This is a genomic window from Clostridium beijerinckii (assembly GCF_008705175.1).
In the GTDB taxonomy this organism is placed as follows: Bacteria; Bacillota; Clostridia; order Clostridiales; family Clostridiaceae; genus Clostridium; species Clostridium beijerinckii.
Window position 1 is genome coordinate 4,609,107 of record NZ_CP043998.1, and the last position, 21,106, is coordinate 4,630,212.

The following is a 21,106-nucleotide window of genomic DNA, read 5'->3' on the forward strand; positions in this document are numbered from 1 at the left end:
CTCATGAAACTTTTCAATGTTCTATTTATTTCAAATAAAAATAGACCAACCATCTCTATTTATTGTTTATGGTTGACCTATTAATATATTAGATATATCTTAAAACTTACTTGTATTTTTTTAATACTTTCAGATTTGAAATTCTATTATTATAATTCTAAAATAAGAGCCTATCTCTTTGCATCTGAATGCTAATTCTATTTCTGCATTCCTCATAATCGTTAGATTTTAGCTTTCTAAACTTGTAGTAATCAAAACTCTCTATAGTATCTTTAGGCGCGAAATTAAAGATTGCTACAATAAAAGCTTTAGCCTTTCGTTTTAACTTAACAAATAAGTTTCCTATTTCATTTTTATTCTTCATATTTATCTTACCTCTACTAATTCCAAATTTCATTCCGTATTTTTTATAATTCCTTTCCTTGAATACTCCCTAAATTCTGCTTCATGATATTCCATTTAACTCACTCCTTCTTTAATATTTTTAAAGTTTTTGAAACAGCTTATTTAATAATAAACTAGCACCACAATAATAGTTTACCCTTACCACAAATTAAATGATATGTAAAAAATTATTATAATTAAACTTTCTTAATTCCGACTCTTTAATTTAGAATCAGCAAAAAACTGCTGAATATAATTTTCAACGCAATATCCAACTAATAATTAATTAGATATTGAGTTGTATATTATTTACAACAGTTTCTTTATAGGATTCCTGTACCTTGCAAATCATTTTATATTATAAATATGAACTTCGTCTTTACTTGGCCTTACTTTTTAGCACTATATGTGATGATTCTAATTTTTCATTATTTAACTTAAATATAATTTTTCTTATACTATCATCTGAAAGATTATATGCCTCTGCAATATCAAAAACTTTTTCGCCTTTTTTATATAATTTATATATTTCTAAATTTCTTTCTCTTATTGCTCTTTTAGTACCATTACTTTCTCCCCAGCCCTTTCTTTCTTCAGTCTTAGGAATATAAATGGTTTCTCCTTGAATATACTTTTGAAGCTCTCTCAAAAGCTTTTCTGGCAGGATATCCTTTCCGTTTTTGTAACACACCCTTGATTTCCTCCTTAAAATTTTCAATATTCAATAATGCTACGTTTTTTAAATTTCTCATTGAAACCACCTCCTAATAATTTCTATAATCAAAATTAGATTATTACTCCTTATAATTAGATTCAGATAAAAAAATCCCGTGGATACTAATTAATCATCCATGGGATTACACATAAAAAACTAGATAATTACTATTGTCTAGTACTTCCTTATGCTTAAAAAATGCAATAAAAAAACACGATAACCCTCGTGTATTCTGCCTAGATATATATTAATTCTTCAGATGATGGTTAATACTCTTTTGAAAGCACAACGAATGAAAAGTAAGCATAACATACTTCCATTACTCTATAAATATCACAAAAAATAATTATAAAGTTTTCTATAATGACTTTCAGCAATATTCAATTATTTTAAAAAAACCTCAACACTTTTATTTAATAAAATTTTCATATAAATATCCTCCTTCATCTGAATTTTGGTCATTTAACTTTCCTAAATAACCCATATAATATATATTATTTAAAATAATGTTTTATGTCAATATTCTCTAAAAATATTTTTGAATTACTCACAAATACACTTTTTTAGAGATGTCTAAAAATCTTTCAAAGGAGGATATAATCCTCCTTATTTTATTGGCAGGGTTATTATCTTAAATTTAAGCTAATAACCACCTCTTATTAATTTTCAATATAATCATCCCCTCTCCATTATATTTACCGGTAAATTAATTATCGCATTATACTTATAAATATCTCAATGGAAATAATTTTTATAATTAATTTTTCTTATAAATTTATCTATCTCTAATAAATTTATCAACTCTTTCAAAAGTTGGCATAGCTTCCTGAGCTCCTAGTGCAGTTGTTGAAATAGCACCTACTGCATTTCCAAATATTACGCATTCTTTAAGTTCTTTTTCTTTTGCTAGCGCAAAAGCAAATCCTGCATTAAAAGAATCTCCCGCTGCAGTTGTATCTATTGGATCAACAATAAATCCTGGAACTCTAGTACATTTATCTTTCTTAATAATTGCAGCCCCATCACTACCTAACTTTGCAACTATAACTCTTACTCCCTTATCAAATAATGTTTTTGCTGCTTCTAAAAGGTTTTCTTCACTATTTATCTTTCTTCCAATTAAAGTCTCCAACTCTGTTTCATTTGGTGTTAAATAATCCACATATTTAAAAATTTCATCGGGAAGACCCACCGCTGGTGCTGGATCAAGTATTACTGTCTTACCTTGTTTCTTTAGTTTTTTCATAGTTGCAATTGCTGTTTCTAATGGAATTTCTAATTGAAACAAAAATATATCTGCTCTCTCAATCAAACTCCATTTGCTTTCAATATAATTTATATCAACTTCTGCATTAGCTCCTGGAACAACAATTATATTATTCTCTCCATTATTACTTACTTGTATCACTGCTACTCCAGAAGACATGCCTTTTTCAATGCTTACTCCATCAGACTTGACATTATTACTTCTTAAAACTTCTAGATATCTTTTTCCATACATGTCTTCCCCTATTTTTCCTACCATAAGCACATCTGAACCCAACCTACCTAGTGCTATTGCTTGATTACCACCTTTTCCTCCTGGAAATGTATTAAACGCTTTCCCCATGACAGTCTGTCCTGCCACAGGAAAATTTTCTACTGTAGTTACTAAATCCATATTTAAACTTCCAATTACACATAGACTTTTCATATAATACGCTCCTCTTCCTACATTAAATTAAAACGAAATATATTTATAATTTAAATCTAGTGTTATTATATCACAATTTCTATTCCTAAAAATTTCACTAACTCAACATATGCTTCGGCACTCCAAGAATCTTGCATCACTACTATTAAAATTTCTAAAGTTCGCTTAAACCCTAAACTTAGAAACAACGTTGGCTAACTCACTTGAAATGTTAGCCAAAGTAGTGGCAGATGCAAAGAATTCTTCCTGAGTTGCTAGCTGTTCTTCCACTATTGCAGATATATCTGTACTTCCTTCTAGTGATTTATTTGAAATTTCACATATATTCTTAGATATTTTTTCAATTGCATTTATTTCATTAACCATTACTAAAATTTCATCTGAAATATTTTTTATTTCACCGTCAACATCATTGTTTGACTCCACAATATTCTTAAATGCTCCTTCAACTTCCAAAACTTTTTCCGAGCCACTCATTACCTCGCTAACCGCAATGGACATACTTTTAATCAATACATTAATATAATTTTGAATTTGAGTTAAAATTTTAGATATCTCTACAGTAGATGTTGCAGAACTTGTTGCTAGTTTGCGAATTTCATCTGATACAACTGCAAATCCTTTTCCATATTCACCTGCTCTAGCTGCTTCAATCGCAGCATTTAGAGCCAATAACTCCGTACTGGCTGTAATTTTAGAAATAGTATCTAGTATCGTTTCTATTTGCGATGAATTTTCTTTTAAAATACCAGTTACCGATTGGATATTCATAACTTGTTCTTTAATAGTGTTCATTTGATTTAACATGGATCTAACTTTCTCATTTCCACCTTCAGCTATTTTAAGAGATTTATTAGCCGAAGACAAAACATTATTTGACTTTTCTTTTATTGTGCTATTCATTTTAATAAGTCTATTAACTGCTTCTTCAGTCCTTTTTGCTTCACTAAATTGATACTGCGAACCATCGACAGCATCTTGAGTAGATACTGCGATCTGATTAACTGCTTTGACACTTTCCTTCGCCCTATCCTTGATCATAGTAGAAGATTCATATAAATCCTTGCTATTATTAATAATCCCCTTAATCATAGTTCTTAGATTTTTTGTCATTTCGTTAAAAGAACTTGCCAATAAAGATACTTCATCGTTAGAATTCACTTTATATTCTTCTACCTGTAAATTTCCATTAGCAATATCATCAGCTAATAGTACAATTTTATTCAATGATTTTCCTAACTTTATCGAAAAGAAAATAGCAAAAATTATGCTTAAAAAACCTATGGATACTATAAAAACAATGATTAGCACTCCTGTAAAATTAGATTTTTTAGCCAAATCTGCTCTAGCTTTATTTTGTTGATCTAATTCGACTGACATATATTCCTGCATGCTATTTTGAATTAGTTTAGAAAACCTGTTCATAAGTTTATTTTTTTCCACCATTTCAGTGGCATTCTTACTTTCAAAAAGTTTTATATTTTCCTCTGAATAAGACTCTAACATTCTGCTTACGGCATCAAAAGATTTCAGTGCCTTCTCTCCAGATACATTATCTTTAATAAACTCTTGATTTTTATTAATATTTATAAATTTATCATCTATAATTTTTTTATTATCCGCTGTTGGGTTTAATATATATTTTGATATATCCTGAGGAATTGAGTTTATTAAAATTATTATATCATTCGCCATAACATTTTTTTCAATCATAATATTTTCTTGCACCAAATAAGACCTCATAGTCATATAAGATGTTATTCCTACTGCAGATACCAAAAATATTATTAATGAGAAGCTTATAATAAGCTTTGATTTTATTGTTAGGGGAATTGTTCCTGGAACTGAGCTTATTTTTTTCATCTTGAAGTTTCTCCTTCCTCTTATGTCATTGATTCTATAAAATTTTCAGATATAATATTAAATTCTAAATAATATCTATATATTATTTAATTGGTGCTCCAAAAGTATATTCATACCATTGATCAGGTGTTTGAGTTTTCAATCCAAATATAGTATCTCCGTCTTTTGTCACCATAGGTATATTAGGTGTAATAATATCATGTGGCATTGAACCATTTTTAGTGATTATATTAAGTAAAGTTCTCATTCCAATATCAGATATTAAAGGCGTGTATGGTGTATTCACTTCAAACAATCCATCTTTTACGGATGTAATTGCCTTTTTAGAATCATCAATTGATAAAAACATCATCTTTTTAGCATCCTTTCTGCTATTTAATCTATTAGCATTCTTTGATGCATCATAAGCAGCAATAGCTTCATGATCACCTGTTCCAAATACAACATCAATAGAAGGATACTCATTTAATGCTAATTGCATATTGGCAAGTGCTTCTGCTGTATTATCCTCATCATGATATGATTTTAATATGTGAATATCAGGGAAATAACTTAGTACTTTAAGGAAATGACCAGTTCTATTAGCATCAGCAGTGCTTCCAGAAGGCTTTCTAAGAAGAACTACATTGGCATTTAGGCTGCCTTCTTTTGCAAGTTTCCAAATTAAATACATACCACATTGAGCGCCATTTGCTGGAAAATTCCCGGTAACTCTACTCGTGGTCTCCTCGAGTCCTGTCATTCTATCAACGCTTACAACTGGTATACCTGCCTCAATAGCCCTTTTCACTGGTGCAATAGTTGTTTCTGATTCAACCATAGGCCAAGTTAAAATCCCATCCACTTTCTGCAAAACAAAACTATCTATAATATCCGCCATTCTATCGTTGTCCCATTGAGCATCTTTAACATCAACTTCGACGTTTGGATGTCTTTCTGCTTCCCATTGAGCTGCATCAGCTAAACTAACATTCCATGGCTGATCAAATCCATGAATAGCAACACCAATTCTATACTTTTTATTTAAGTCTCCAACTGGTCCTGATTTTAAGGCCACATAATTTGAAAATGGTAATTTCAAATCCAGCTCGCTAAATGCTCCTTTTATCTTAGTTCCATCTCCATTTGTCCATTTATAGTTACCGAAAGGCTTTCCCGTAGGATATGTACTCATATAAGTTTCAAATTTTTCATTCTTATATATATCCGTAATCTCTTTATTTGCATCTGAAAGAGGTAAATTAATAAAAAATTCTAATATATCACTATCCGATAACCCTTTTGATTTAAGACTTTCAAAAAAATCCAATGCCTCTTGTCCTTTTAAATTTCTTACCTGATCGTACAACGGTGCCAAATCCACTGATTTCTCATTTGTTACAGTTTGTGTTGGAACTTCTTCAATATAATCTTTTTGCCTGTCTTCTTTTGGTTCGTTATCAACAATTACTTTACCTACTTGGGAACAAGCTGATAAAATACTTCCAACCAAAATTATTAATACAATGCAACTTAATTTGCGTAACCTAAAATTTAATATTTCCATTTTGACTTTCCTCCTTGGTAGCATCTAATCATATTAGTAATTCAATCCTTTTAATACACAATAACTACTTAGATATCATATTTGTTAAATTTATAACAAATATGAGCCTCTTAAAAAACGTTTACACAACTTGTATTCCTCCCTTGCAAACTATCTTTTTTAATACAAACTTATTGTAATGTTATATTCACTACTATATTAAAATACTTCTATAATTTCTATAATTCTACAATAATTTCAAAAATCCTTTATTTTATACTTCTTAATAAATGTTATTTTTACAGTATAATATTACTTCGGAGATTTAAGGTAAAGTATATATAATAATTATTCTTATACATCAACCTTAAAAATAAAAAGGGGCTGTTGCAAAACTAACATAGTTAGTTTTGTAGCGGCTCATTTTTTTAGATATAAAAAATGTGAATTCCGAAGAACTCACATTCATTGTATAATTTACTTATGCTAAAAACCAAATTACACAATAAAGATTATACTGAGATTAATGATGATTTTCAACTTATATTACCATTAAATCTAGAAAATTTAATACCATCAGATGATTCAGTCCGCTTGCTAAGCCATGTATTGGAGGGATTAGATTACACGAAGTTGTATAAGGCGTACTCTTCCGTTGGAAGAAAACCGGCAGTGGAACCTAAAATTATGTTCAAAATAATATCATATGCTTATTCTCAAAATATTTATTCAAGCAGGAAAATCGAAAAAGCATGCAAAAGAGATATAAATTTTAAGTGGTTACTTCAATGTTATAAGGCACCGGATCATGCTACAATCAGTAGATTTCGTAAAGACTATATTTCAAATGAGGTAATTGAAGATTTATTTTATCAACAAGTTAATTATTTAGCAAATCAAAATGAAATACTATTTGAAAATGCATTTATTGATGGTACTAAAATCGAAGCGAATGCTAATCGTTATACATTTGTTTGGAAAAAAACTATTTTAAAAAATGAAGAAAAAATGTTTGATAAAATTCTTGTTCTTTTAGAAAATATTAACCTTGGAGAATTAAAAAAATTTACTGTTCAGAAAGAAACATTAATAGATGATATTGATAAAATTCTTCAATGGCTTGAATATGAAAAAAAGAAAAGAAACATAGAGTTTGTTCATGGAATTGGTAAAAGAAAAACCAAAATTCAAAAGTGGACAGAGCAACTATCTGAATATAAAGAGAGAGAAGAAAAATATAATTTGAGTAAAAAAATATTTTCAAAAAGAAATAGTTATTCTAAAACTGATCCAGACGCAACTTTCATGCATATGAAAGATGATCATATGAGAAATAGTCAATTAAAACCTGCATATAATGTGCAAATCGCAGTTGAAAGTGAATACGTAACCGGCGTCGGAATATTTGATGATAGAAATGATATAGCAACATTAATACCTATGCTTAATAATATGAAAGAAAAAATTGGTCGTAAATATCTTAATATAATTGCAGACTCAGGTTATGAAAGCGAAGAAAACTATTTATTCTTAGAATCAAATAAGCAAACTCCTTATATAAAACCACAAACTTATGAGAAGTGGAAAAAAAGAAGTTTTAAAAATGATATAAGTAAGCGCGAAAATATGAAGTATGATGCTGAATCGGATTTTTATATTTGTCATAACAATAGAAAATTAATACCTACCTCTATTATTTATAGAAAATCCGCAAGTGGATACAAATCAGAAGTAACTGTGTATGAATGCGAAAACTGTGATAATTGCGATTACAAAGTAAAATGCACAAAAGCAAAAGGAAATAGAAAAATGCAGGTTTCAAAAACTTTTGTGGAAAAGCGTGAAATATCCTATAAAAATATTACAACTGAATTTGGAACTAAATTAAGAATGAATAGATCTATTCAGGTCGAAGGAGCATTTGGAGTTCTAAAAAGTGATTATGAATTCAATAGATTTTTAACACGTGGAAAAAATAGCGTTCAAACTGAATTTATTTTGCTTTGTTTTGGTTATAATATTAACAAATTACATTCAAAAATACAAAATGAAAAAACTCAGAATCATCTTCATGAATTGAAACCTACTGCCTAATTATGGAATAAATTAACTAGGCTTATTTTAGTGTGCTTAAAAATCAGAATTCTTTAAATAATTAATATTGTATTTCAAATATTTGGAGATTTGCTGGCTTAAACCGAAAAGGAGCATCGCTCCTGATTAAAATTTAATCATTTTGCGACACTCCCTTCACTTGTATTAATTAAATGCTAAAAATTATTATTTTCAAAATATATATTTGTAGACTTCTTTAAAACTTGATATGAAATTCTAAAGCTTGTACAAAACTTATATTCCTAGATACCAACATCTTTAATTTCTAAAATAAACTTACTACTATCATTTTAGCAAGTTCTCACATAACTTAAAATTATGTTAATCATATTAGGTATTTTGACATTTTAAAACATACGCTGGTGGTATATTTAACACTACTCTTTCTAAACTTATATCTTCAAAATAACTTCCTATATATCCCTTTTTAAGCAATGTATATTGAAATGTTATGAATAATCCATTCTTTTTTAATATATCTTTTGTTTTTTTCAATATACTATTTGACATATTCTTTGGCAAACTAGCAAATGGTAATCCTGATACAACATAGTCTACTTCTTTAATATTGTATTCTTTTAAATATTTATCTACATTTTCAGCTGAATCATTTACTATTACAACGTTATTATATTCACCATACTTTTCCTCTAGTTCTCTGCAGAATTCTTCATTATATTCTACGAGCATTAACATCGTATGATCCTTTATTTTTTTCATTAGTCTATCAGTAAACACTCCTGTTCCAGGACCATACTCCACAATACATTTTGCATGGTCAAAATCAATATCATGCGCCATTTTTTCCGCAAGCTTTTTAGAACTAGGAGCTACAGCTCCAACAGTTCTTGGCGACTTAAAATATTCCATTAAGAACTTTATCCACATAATAATACAACCCTCTCTATATTTTCTTAATTAGAATACATATTTTATTGAACTTAAACAAACTAAATAAAATATATATTCTATTATTAACAAAAGAGACTACCCCTCGATTTTTAAAAACTAGAGATAATCTAAAATATTCTATAAATTTCTTTCTAACTATTTTCTTATTTAATTACAGCACTTCTATATAGACATGCACAGTTTTAAAAGTACATCTCTGTTAGCGAATTTTACATAGCTAACAATGTTTAGATGATGAGTCTCCAACACAGTGTAAAAATCAAAAACTACTTTAGAATCCAAATTTTTTTCAACCTCTAAATTATAACATAATAAGGAAATAAATTCAATGTTTTACATAAACTAATTATATGAAAATTTATTATTTTAATTTTATTAAGGTCTAATAATTTAAAAATTACGAATAATCATGCTTATTCTTTACAAAACAAATATATTCATTATTATTTACAATATAATTTCAACCCCAAATGTAATCTTAGTATATTTCTTAGATTATAATATATGTTTAACTTTTTGCTTTATGTCTTCTTAAAAAGGAACATACATCATAAATATATATAGGGGATAATTCGATATCTATGCCTCCTAAACTTATCATTGAAGAAGCTTTACTAAAATTTTTATTTTAATCCAAGTTTCAAATAAATCTATTTTCTTTTCCATATGCTGTAGAATTATCCCCTTGTACTTATAAATCCTTCTTGATTAATATAAATAGAAAGTTATATTCAAAACTTTCTATGGATATATAGTTATTAATACATCCAATACAAAATAAAGGCATAAATCTGCATTGTAAAATAGCTACTTCAAAACAGATATCTATCCTCTATTTTGAAATAGCTAACACAAAATATAAAATTATAAATTTTCTTTTATAAGATTAATCCTCTTAACATATTCTTCATCACTTAAATATTTTTTCTGAGGATTCATTTCAAATACACCACCCCATGAATATCCATCTTTATACTTAGGAACTAAATGAAAGTGAAGATGTGGGAGAGTATCTGAATATGCTCCATAATTTATTTTATCAGGTGAAAAAGTTTTTTTAATCATAGCCGCCGCTCTAGTGACATCTTTCATATATAATTCTAATTCCTTATCATCCAATTCAAATAATTCTTTCACATGTTTATCATACGCAACAATGCATCTTCCTTTATGGCTTTGTTCTTTGAACAAATAAAGAGTTGACACTTCAAGCTTACATATTTCAATCATTAAATTATCAAGTTTTTCATCCTTATCACAATAAAGACAATTATTTTTATTACTCATATTTCGGTCTCCTAACCTAATTTTTTATAGACATATATTAATAACATTTTTATATTTAATAGTACAATTAATTATTTAGGATATACCTTTATATTCTTACAGACAATATAGAAGCTATCAAAATAATATTTTAGTACAGTTGAAATTAAAATTAGCTGCCTTAAAATAGCAATTTACTTTCTATCTTAAGACAGCTATAATAACTAAATTGAAACGTATCTAGAGATTATGATGATTTTGAGCTATTTTTATATTTTAATATTTTATTAGTCAAAAGAATTAATTTATACTACTGTTTCTTTCCAAACATTTTCATACTTATATCCAGTAAGATTTTCAACAATTGTTTTTGTTTCTGAAGTTACTTCTTCTTTTGAACCATTATTCTTTAGACGTTCAACTTCATCCACTAATATACCATGTGTTCTTTTATTAAGTTTGAAAGTTGCCGCACAAATTAATGCAATTACAAGTAAAGATATACATCCAACAGCTAAAAGAGTAGCTATAGTTGATACAACTTGTGGTGATTGAGTTGCCTGTCCTTTAACGAATCCGCTTTCTTGCAATACAACACCTATAACAAATGTAGCTATTGCCACACTGCTTTTTCTAGTAAATGTCATAACTGCTGCAAAAAGCCCTTCTCTTCTTTGTCTTGTAACCATTTCATCAACATCAGGAATGAATGGGAATACATTCCATGGAGTAAACTCTAATAAACTTCTTCCTACTTGATAAATTGTACCAATTACAAATAATAAAACAATATTCGATCCTAAATTTCCTACATAAAGTCCATAAAATGCTAATAAACATACAATCATAATAGAATAAGCCATCTTATATAAGTTACCTGGTCCAACTTTAATCATTAAGAATCCGCCTAATATTGTTACAGGAATACCAATGATGCTAAGTGAAAGTACATTCGCAGCAGTAGTAGATGAAACACCTAAATTAAATACACAGAAATATATAAATACTGAATTAAATAAGTCTTTAGCAGTAAATGAACATATATAAATTGCTAAATGCTGTCTAAATGCTCTGATCTTAAATGTTGAAACATAGTCACCAGCAACCTTTACAATAGTCATTAATTGTTCGCCAAAGCTCTTGCTTGTAGAACCATTTAATAGTTCTTGTTCCATTTCAGGTGTAAGGTCCCTTTCCCATGTTACTTTATGTGATATAAGTATACATATTGCATATATAATAGCAAAAACTAATCCATTAATGAAATATGCTTGTGGGCTCTTGTCACCAAAGAAAGCTATTAATCTTCCTGGAACAAAAGTAGCTAAAAATGTACCTGTTGCCGAAATAAACATTCTCGATGCTGATAATTTAGTTCTGTCAGTAAAATCTTTTGTCATTTCAGCAGGTAATGTCTCCCATGGAATTAATACCATAGCTGCAATTATTTCAAATAACAAATAAGTAACTAAATAGAATGCATAACTTCTTCCTGTTACCCATAGTAATACGTAATCTGCCATTAACGGAGCTCCGATTAATAAGAAGAAACGACGTCTACCAAAAAGTTTTCCAAGTTTAGTTTTATAGAAGTTATCAGATATACTACCGATAAATAAACTAGCAACTGCATCCACTATACGAGCGATAGCGATAATAGAAGCACCTTCTATCGGTGTTAATCCTGCAAATGTTGTATAGAAAAATAGTAAGAAAGCTCCAATAATGGTGAATGCTCCACCACCCATTAAATCAACTAGTCCATAACCAACGCCTCTAGCTATCGTGATTTTTCTATTATTATTTGACATATATTTTTCCTCACTTTCATCAATTAAGTGTTCCCGAATTATTTTTCATCAAATCCAAAATATTCTTTTGCATTGCTGTAGCATATACCCTGAACAATTCTTTTAAGTAATTTATCATTTTTAGGTACTTCTCCGTTTTCTACCCATTCTCCAATTAAATTACAAGCAATTCTTCTAAAGTATTCATGCCTAGTATATGATAAGAAACTTCTAGAATCAGTTAACATTCCAACAAAGCGTCCTAGCAATCCAAGGTTTCCTAATGCCTTCATTTGTTCAATCATTCCATCCTTATTATCATTGAACCACCACGCTGCACCAAATTGCATTTTTCCTGGAATACCATCTCCTTGAAAGTTTCCTATCATAGTTCCAAGAACATAGTTATCCTTTGGATTTAATGTATATAAAATTGTTTTTGGAAGAGAATTTTCTCTGTCTACAGAATCTAAAAGTCTAGAAAGTGGATAAGCTATGCTTTCATCATTAATTGAATCAAAACCTGTATTTACTCCTATTTTTTCAAGCATTTTTGTATTATTACTTCTAAGAGCTGCAATATGGAGCTGCATAGTCCACCCTAATTCATGATAAAGCTTGAATACATGTCTTAATGTATAAGTTTTATACTTCTTTTCTTCATCAATGCTTATAGATTTACCTTCTAAAGCTTTAGCAAATATTGCTTCTGCTTCTTCTTTTGATGAATCTGCATAAACTACTACACCATCTATACCATGATCTGCTATTCTGCATCCAACTGAATGGAAAAATCTTATTCTTGAATCAAGAGCTTTTAAAAATTCATCATAATTATTTATAGATACTTCAGATACTTTTTCTAAATCTTTTACCCAAGAAACAAAACCATCTAAATTGATTTCAATTCCTTTATCTGGTCTAAGAGTGGGTAAAACATTTACATTAAAGCTAGCATCTTCTTTAATTTTTATATGATATTCTAATGTATCTATGGGATCATCTGTTGTACATATAGTTTCAACGTTTGATTTTATAATTAAATCTCTAACATTAAAACCTTCTCCATTTAATAATTCATTAGCTCTCTTCCAAATTTCAGGAGCAGTATCTTCATCAAGCGGTTCATATATTCCAAAGAATCTTTGAAGTTCTAAATGAGTCCAATGATAAAGAGGATTTCCTATAGCCATAGGTATCGTTTGCGACCAAGCTAAGAATTTGTCATAATCACTTCCATCTCCTGTAATGCATTTTTCATCTATACCATTACTTCTCATAGCTCTCCACTTATAATGATCACCATAAAGCCACGCTTCAGTTATATTACTGAATTTTTTGTTTTCATATATTTCTTTTGGATCAATATGACAGTGATAATCAATAATAGGCAAGTTCTTAGCATAATTATGATATAAATCTATAGCTGTTTGATTAGATAGTAAAAAATTCTCATCCATGAAATTTTTCATATTCTTCATCCTACTCTCTCAAATAAATATTTTATATTTGTAAAGCATTGAATATTTGGGTTAATAACACGCAGTATATAAATTCACGTACATTATTGTAATTTGCATTTACTCAATACTTTACCACAACGTTTTCTTAAATTTTATATATTAACCTTATTGTTATGTTTTGGATTCTTATATTCTTATATTCGCTAATTTAACTTCCTTACCTTATAATACTAAAAGTTTTATATCATCCTTTTAGTATAAGTGCAAAGTTGTTAATTAGCATTGCTTATGTTATAATGTACTTCATATTAATTTTCTTAAACATTCTTTATCGTTCTTCACTTATATTATTTGGCAGAATATAATAAATGAAGAATGATAAAAATGTTTATTTTTTTGCATCTTCGAGCATTATCTCTGATTATTTACAATCTAAATATTTTTCTAAAGTTGCTCTAACTGCACCAGCACCTGAAATCAATTCATTGAAATAACCTTCAATTTTCTCGCCTAAACCTATAGTGTAAAGATTTACTCCAAAAATTTCTTCATTTATAAGTATTGATTTTAAGCTACTTTCTACTGATTCTTTAGAACCTAATTTTATATCTGCTACATATTTTCTTAATTCATCTAATAAAGGATCTGGACTTAACTCCATAACATTACCATTATCATCTAATCCCATTAGATATCTGCACCAGCCTGCTATAACTAGAGGAATGTATTTAAGTTCTTTAGCATCTAAATCTTCTCTCTTACTATAAGCTTTAATTGTTTCTCCAAATCTTATACCAACTTTTTGAGATGTATCTGAAGCAATTCTTTGTGGTGTATCAGGTATATATGGATTTGGAAGTCTAACTTCAACTACCTCTTTAATGAAATCTTCTGGATTTAATATTCCTGGATTTACAACAACAGGCATTCCTTCTTCATATCCAATTTTTTCAACTAACTTCTTTAAAGCTGGATCTTTCATTTCATCTGCAATTAAATCAAATCCAAGTAAGCATCCAAAAACTGCTAGAGACGTATGTAGTGGATTTAAACACGTAGTTACCTTCATTGTTTCAACTCTTTCCACAGTTTCTCTATTTGTTAAAAATACACCTGCTTCTTCTAAAGGCATACGTCCATTTGGGAAGTTATCTTCTATTACAAGATATTGAGGCCCTTCTGCATTTACAAAAGGTGCAATATAAGTATTTTTGCTAGTTGTTACAATCTTAGTGCTATCAAAACCAACTGCTTCTAATGTATTCTTAACACTTTGAGATGGTCTAGGTGTAATTTTATCTATCATACTCCAAGGGAAAGATACCTTTTTAGTATCATTGATATATTCAAGGAACCCTTTATCAACTAATCCATTCTCAACCCAGTTCTTTATCATTGTTTCCATTGCATTGTGAAGCTTCTCACCATTCTTTGAACAATTATCCATACTTACAAAAGCTATTGGAAGTTGTCCGTTTTGATATCTTACATATGCTAGGGACGCAACTTTAGCTATAATACTTACAGGATGCTCTAGACCATCTGTTGTATCTTGTTGTGATAAATTCTTAACACTATAACCTTTTTCTGTTATTGTAAAGCTTGCTATTTGTAAAGATGGATTTGAAAATATCTCTTTTAACCTATTCCAATCTTCTTCTCTTGAGTAATCACCAGCTAAGCTTTCGCCTATACTTCCTACTACCTTTTTATCTAGGCTACCATCTGGTTTCATAATTACTAGTAAGCTTAAATTATCATAAGGAGAATAAATTTCATCTATAATTTCATAGTCATATCCTTCTACAGCAACAATACCAGATTTCGCTTTCCCAGTATTTAAAAGTTCCTGTTGTAGTATTGCTATAAATCCTCTGAATATATTTCCTGCTCCAAAATGAACCCATGTAGGATTTTCTTTAGTTGATGCTGACATCTTATCATAATCAAACTTTGGAATTTCAATCCCAGCTTTTTCCCATAAATCACTATTTTTGATACTTTCTTTACTTAATACTATTTTGGCGTTATTCATTTTTTTCACCTCTTTAAAACTATTGCTAATAAAGTCAATACTATTAATTATCTTTTGTATCTTAAGATTCTATGAGCCAAAATTTTTTTAATCAAAATTTTAGTTTATCTCTTTTATTTATTTCTTTCAAGAGAATCCCATATTCCCCATAAATACATAATTCCAAGTGCTCTATCATAAAGTCCATAACCTGGTCTGCATTGTTCATTCCAAATATGTCTTCCATGGTCTGGTCTTACATATCCAGTAAATCCAACTTCGTGATAAGCTTTAACTATATCACATATATCTAATGAACCATCACAAGTTCTATGAGATGTTTCAATAAAATCACCATTCTCATAAATCTTAACATTTCTAATATGAGCAAAAGCAATCCTATTACCGAATTCTCTTATCATAGCTGGTACATTATTATTTGGATCTGAACCTATAGCACCACTGCAAAGAGTTAAGCAATTATATGGATTATCAACAAGCTTTAATAATCTTGCTAAATCATCTCTGTTCTTAACTATTCTTGGTAACCCAAATATTGGCCAAGGTGGATCATCCGGATGTACTGCCATTTTAATATCATTTATTTCAGCTACAGGAATAATTTGTTCTAAGAAGTATTTTAAGTTATTCCATAAGTCTTCTTCTGTTACATTCTTATATGCTTCAAAAAGTTGTGATAAATTCTTTAGTCTTTCTGGTTCCCAGCCTGGCATTGTAAGATCTGGATTAGACGCAATTTTGTTAACTAACTCCATTGGATCAATATCTTTAATCTTTGCTTTTTCATAAAAAAGAGCTGTTGATCCATCTTCTGCCTTCTTGAATAAATCTGTTCTAAGCCAGTCAAATACAGGCATGAAATTATAGCAGATTACTTTAACACCAACCTTAGCTAACTTTTCTATTGTCTTTTTATAATTTTCTATATATTTATCTCTTGTTGGTAAACCTAATTTAATGTCTTCATGAACATTAACGCTTTCAACAACATCCATATTAAATCCATACTTGTCAGCTGATTTTTTTACTTCAAGGATCTTTTCCATTGGCCATTCTTCACCTGCTGCCATATCATGAAGAGCCCAAACAATTCCTCCAACTCCAGGAATTTGTTTTATTTGTTCAAGTGTAACGGTATCATTGCCTTCTCCGTACCATCTAAAACCCATTTTCATAGTAATGTCCCTCCTGTCACTTCATTTAATTATAATTTCAATATATAATATCTCAAAACATATATAAAATTAATACACTTAAATTTAATGCTGCTTATATATAAGCCTCACCTCCTTTAATTTAAAATAATAATCTTAGTATTACATGATTATTTAACAGCTTTGATCATATTAAAACTTAAATCAATCTTTATTTAAAATAATTAGGATACTTCTCTTTTATTTTATTTTTATCAAAAGTAACCATATTTAAATGTTCCTTCATAAAGTCTTCTGCTATCTCTGGGCTCTTGTTTTTTATAGCATTAAAAATTTCTTTATGCTGAAGATAAATATTGTCCCAGCTAGAATTAGTTACTAATCTAAGCATACGAATTCTTTGAAACTCAGTACTGCCATCATTAATACTATTCCATACTCTTTTTTTATTACTTCCCTCGAAAATTATCTTATGAAATTCTTCATCTGCCTCAAATAACTTTTTATAATCATTATTTTCTATATACATTTTTTGAAGTTTCAAATTCATTTCTAAAGCTAGTACATTTTCTTGTGAAAATTCTTTACAAGCTTCCTTTACAACTGCTCTTTCTAAATGTTCACGTAAAAATCTTCCTTCTTCAACTGCAGATAAATCAATTAAAGAAACAACTGTGCCTTTTTGAGGATAAATATTAACTAGCCCCTCTTGAGCTAATCTAACAAGTGCTTCTCTTACTGGAGTTCTACTCACACTATACTTTTCCGAAAGTTCCTTTTCAGAAATGCTAGTACCAGGCTCAAGATATAAATTAATAATTTCATCTCTAAGTTTATAATATATAGTTTTACTTGTTGTATTCTTATTTACCTCTAAAGCCATTTTTATATTCTCCCTTACTTTCAAGTCCTACCATACTTGTATGGTAGTTATATTTATATTTTATCATAAGTATTTTAAAAAATCTATTACTAATCGATACTGCCATACTTGTATGGTAGTTATGTTTTAATAATAATCATAACCGTTTACAATGTCAAGATAAATATTTAATTATTTTTTGAAATGCATCAACTTACAATATAGTTAGCAATAATGAGAAAACAGTAGAAAAATGCAATATAATTGCGCGTATTTCATATATACGCCGATTTTTTAGGCCTTGAGTATAATATTGGTTAGATATATTATCAATATGGAAATTTATTATGTTTGAAAGGGGAATATTATGCTGAAAAATATTAAAATTATCAATAGCGTTATTTTGATGGTTATCTTATCAACGGTTGTATCGTTATCTATCGCAATAATTGGTTATAACAACATGAAAACGATTAACTCAAATTCATCATCAATGTACACAATTGCATTAACAAGAATTATTAAAACTGAGGAAATTAGACAAACATTCTTAAATATTCGGTTAAATGTCAATAGAATTTCTATATCTGAATTTAATGATGATGATGTAGCAGCTATAGATAATGACTACTCTGCCATAAACAAAATGGTGGAAGATTACGAAAACCTATCGCTTAGCACTATAGAAACAAACAATTTATCTGAATTTAAGAAGGACTCCTCAGCTTATTATGAACAAATTAAGAATCTTGAAAAAGGCAATAAATTATATGGTATAGATTTAGAAAAATTTAATCAATTGGGAGTTGAAATGCAACTTTTTCTTGATAATTTAGTAACTTATAGTTCAAATACTGCTAATGCTCTACATAATGACAATATGAGTTTATACATTAGAAGCACTAAAATCTTTTTTATCACTTTCTTCATTGGTTTTATTCTTCAGATACTTGTTTCCTCTTCTATAATCTTGGTTATAAGAAAGTCTATAAAAGAAATAATGTCCGATTTGGATAATGTTGCTGCGGGTGACTTTAGTTTCGAAATAAACACTAATTTAAAAAACGAATTTGGCAGAATGAAAAAATCACTCAAAGTAACAATTTCAAACATCTCCTCAATGCTCGAAGAAGTGCAAAATTCAGCAAATGTTGTAAATATACAAGCAACTAATTTATTAGGAGCTTCAGACGAAATGTCTTCTTCTGCACAGGAAATTAATGCTGCTGTTCAAGAAGTAGCTAATGCTGCCACTGAACAATCTAGTGACCTAATGAATGTAAAAACTTCATTGGATAGTTTTGCTGATTCACTAGATCAAATAACCTCATCAATTAATGATGTAAACTCAAATATACATAATATTAGTTCAATGGCCGAAGATAGTAACTCTAAGTTAGAATTTTTATTTAATTCTATTAAAGATGTAAACGAATCTTTTGATACTGTAAGAAATAAAGTTGTTCAATTAGATAATCATGTTGAACAAGTAAATAACATAACTACTATTATAAATTCAATTGCTGATCAAACTGATTTATTAGCATTAAATGCTGCAATTGAGTCTGCTCGCGCAGGGGAAGTGGGGCGTGGATTCTCTGTAGTTGCAGAGGAAATCAGAAAACTCGCGGAACAATCTAAAGTATCTGCCAGTAATATAAGTGGCTTGATTACTAATATTAATAACGAAGCCCAAATAGCGGTTAAGACTACTGATTTAGGTAAAGATAGCTTAAATAATCAATCAGTCCTTATTGAAGATTCTATAAAATCTTTTGCTTTAATATTTAAGGCTATAAATACTATATTGCCTAGAGTTGATAATATAAATAAATCTATTGAAAATATAAATATTGAAAAAGATCTCATAATCTCAAAAACGTTAGATATTTCTGGAGTATCAGAAGAAAATGCAGCTTCATCTGAAGAAATAGCAGCCTCAGTACAACAAATAAATTCATCTTTTAATGATGTAGCAACTTCAGCTCAAACTTTATCAAATTTAACAACCTCTATGATGAACGAAGTAAGTAAATTTAAATTATAATTGTTGTTATATATAACTTAAGATATATTTTGCAATTTTAAACTAGAGAGAATTATATCTAAATTAAAATGGAGGATAATTATGAAAAATTTTAAATTTCTAAATGTTACACTTGTAATAGTTTTGATGACGACTATATTAACAGGCTGCGGTTCAAAGAATGTTTCCAAATCAACTCAGCCTATTACTTTAAATATAATAGATGTTTCAGGAAGCATGCAATTAGTCGGAGATTCCATAGATCAATTTAAAGCTGCAAACCCTGATTTAATAGGAGATGTCGTAGTAAAAAAATCTACTGCATTAGAGGTTCCATCTTTATTAAAAGCTCAAATTTTATCTGAAGATATGAAAACAAATTTGATTTTTACTGGAATTGATGGTCTTTCCACATGTATTGATAGAGATGTTATAGAAAATATTATGCCTGCATATGGCAGCAGATTTCCTGATTTAGAAAGTAATTATAGTTCTGGTGCTAAAGCCACTTATGATTTAGTAAAGGGTTATGCGATAACTTATGTGTATTCACCTAGCGGCCCATTCTTTACTTATAACCCAGATACCGTACAAAATATACCTAAAACGCCTGATGAGCTTTTGGCTTTCGCTAAAGCTAATCCTGGAAAGTTCACATATGCAAGACCCGCGGGTTCAGGACCAGGCAGAATTTTTCTTCAAGGGTTACCATATATTCTTGGAGATAAGGATCCCAAAGATCCTAAAACTTGGGACAAGACTTGGGCTTATCTTAAAGAATTGAATCAATACATAGATTATTATCCTGCTAAAACTGGTACTACATTCACAGAATTAAAAGACGGAAAAAGATCTATTATAGCAAGTCAGTTAGGATGGGATATGAATCAGAGAATCATAGGTGGTATTCCACAAACTTATCAAGGATTTGTATTAAACAATACTACATTGGTTGCAGATGCTCAGTATATGGCAATTCCAAAAGGACTTAGCGATGAACAAAAAAATGTAGTTTTAAAACTAATGGCATGGCTTATGATGCCAAAGATGCAAGCAATAACATACGATAGCGGTTATTTTTATCCTGGACCTTCTGTAAAAAATGTTTCACTTGATATGGCTCCAAAAGAAAGTCAAGATAAAATAAAACCAGCTATAAGACAATCTTATGAAGATTCTATTAATACACTTCCAAATTCGACACAATTAGATACAACTAAATTCATGGACGCTTTGAATATGTGGGATCAATTATTTGGAACTAAAGTAAAAAGATAATAATGGAATTAAGAAACGTGCTATA

The 21,106-nt window shown here is 29.1% G+C and carries 15 protein-coding genes; 3 read left to right on the forward strand and 12 right to left on the reverse strand.

Going from position 1 to position 21,106, the window contains the following annotated elements:
• Nucleotides 1-157: 157 nt before the first annotated feature.
• The 5 genes from F3K33_RS20845 to F3K33_RS20865 form a co-directional block, all read right to left on the reverse strand.
• The gene (locus F3K33_RS20845; protein WP_241397492.1) at nucleotides 158-364 is read right to left on the reverse strand and encodes a hypothetical protein; all 207 of its coding nucleotides are present in this window, start codon (nucleotides 362-364) and stop codon (nucleotides 158-160) included.
• Nucleotides 365-763: 399 nt separating this feature from the next.
• The gene (locus F3K33_RS20850) at nucleotides 764-1,075 is read right to left on the reverse strand and encodes a CD3324 family protein (RefSeq protein ID WP_012060232.1); all 312 of its coding nucleotides are present in this window, start codon (nucleotides 1,073-1,075) and stop codon (nucleotides 764-766) included.
• Nucleotides 1,076-1,874: 799 nt separating this feature from the next.
• Entirely contained in the window at nucleotides 1,875-2,792 is a 918-nt protein-coding gene (rbsK, locus tag F3K33_RS20855; RefSeq protein WP_039771824.1) for a ribokinase, read from the reverse strand.
• A 165-nt stretch (nucleotides 2,793-2,957) separates the two neighbouring features.
• The gene (locus tag F3K33_RS20860; protein ID WP_039771826.1) at nucleotides 2,958-4,655 is read right to left on the reverse strand and encodes a methyl-accepting chemotaxis protein; all 1,698 of its coding nucleotides are present in this window, start codon (nucleotides 4,653-4,655) and stop codon (nucleotides 2,958-2,960) included.
• 82 nt (nucleotides 4,656-4,737) lie between these two features.
• Nucleotides 4,738-6,201, reverse strand: a complete 1,464-nt coding sequence (locus F3K33_RS20865) for a sugar ABC transporter substrate-binding protein (protein WP_039771828.1) — start codon at nucleotides 6,199-6,201, stop codon at nucleotides 4,738-4,740.
• Between the two features lie 462 nt (nucleotides 6,202-6,663).
• Between F3K33_RS20865 and F3K33_RS20870 the strand changes: the two genes are divergently transcribed.
• Nucleotides 6,664-8,274: an IS1182 family transposase gene (locus F3K33_RS20870; RefSeq protein ID WP_420808874.1), complete on the forward strand. Its 1,611-nt coding sequence runs from the start codon at nucleotides 6,664-6,666 to the stop codon at nucleotides 8,272-8,274.
• Nucleotides 8,275-8,625: 351 nt separating this feature from the next.
• On the opposite strand, the gene F3K33_RS20875 is transcribed toward F3K33_RS20870, so the two are convergent.
• The 7 genes from F3K33_RS20875 to F3K33_RS20905 form a co-directional block, all read right to left on the reverse strand.
• On the reverse strand, nucleotides 8,626-9,183 hold the full coding sequence (locus F3K33_RS20875) for a class I SAM-dependent methyltransferase (RefSeq protein WP_012060236.1): 558 nt from the start codon (nucleotides 9,181-9,183) through the stop codon (nucleotides 8,626-8,628).
• A gap of 888 nt (nucleotides 9,184-10,071) precedes the next feature.
• A complete protein-coding gene (locus tag F3K33_RS20880) occupies nucleotides 10,072-10,494 on the reverse strand; it encodes an HIT family protein (protein WP_012060237.1) in 423 nt (140 codons plus the stop codon).
• Between the two features lie 284 nt (nucleotides 10,495-10,778).
• Nucleotides 10,779-12,284: an MFS transporter gene (locus tag F3K33_RS20885; protein ID WP_039771605.1), complete on the reverse strand. Its 1,506-nt coding sequence runs from the start codon at nucleotides 12,282-12,284 to the stop codon at nucleotides 10,779-10,781.
• A 38-nt stretch (nucleotides 12,285-12,322) separates the two neighbouring features.
• The gene (gene uxaC, locus F3K33_RS20890; protein ID WP_012060239.1) at nucleotides 12,323-13,735 is read right to left on the reverse strand and encodes a glucuronate isomerase; all 1,413 of its coding nucleotides are present in this window, start codon (nucleotides 13,733-13,735) and stop codon (nucleotides 12,323-12,325) included.
• A gap of 412 nt (nucleotides 13,736-14,147) precedes the next feature.
• Nucleotides 14,148-15,761, reverse strand: a complete 1,614-nt coding sequence (locus F3K33_RS20895; protein ID WP_039771604.1) for a mannitol dehydrogenase family protein — start codon at nucleotides 15,759-15,761, stop codon at nucleotides 14,148-14,150.
• A 113-nt stretch (nucleotides 15,762-15,874) separates the two neighbouring features.
• Nucleotides 15,875-16,936 carry a mannonate dehydratase gene (gene uxuA / locus F3K33_RS20900; RefSeq protein ID WP_023973084.1) on the reverse strand — a complete coding sequence of 354 codons (1,062 nt, stop codon included), beginning with the start codon at nucleotides 16,934-16,936 and terminating at the stop codon, nucleotides 15,875-15,877.
• A gap of 190 nt (nucleotides 16,937-17,126) precedes the next feature.
• Nucleotides 17,127-17,798, reverse strand: coding sequence for a GntR family transcriptional regulator (locus F3K33_RS20905; RefSeq protein ID WP_012060242.1), 672 nt, complete (start codon nucleotides 17,796-17,798; stop codon nucleotides 17,127-17,129).
• Nucleotides 17,799-18,144: 346 nt separating this feature from the next.
• Here F3K33_RS20905 and F3K33_RS20910 point away from each other — a divergent pair, with 346 nt between their 5' ends.
• A complete protein-coding gene (locus F3K33_RS20910) occupies nucleotides 18,145-19,824 on the forward strand; it encodes a methyl-accepting chemotaxis protein (protein ID WP_039771603.1) in 1,680 nt (559 codons plus the stop codon).
• Between the two features lie 81 nt (nucleotides 19,825-19,905).
• Nucleotides 19,906-21,081 carry an extracellular solute-binding protein gene (locus tag F3K33_RS20915; protein ID WP_039771602.1) on the forward strand — a complete coding sequence of 392 codons (1,176 nt, stop codon included), beginning with the start codon at nucleotides 19,906-19,908 and terminating at the stop codon, nucleotides 21,079-21,081.
• Nucleotides 21,082-21,106: the final 25 nt, after the last annotated feature.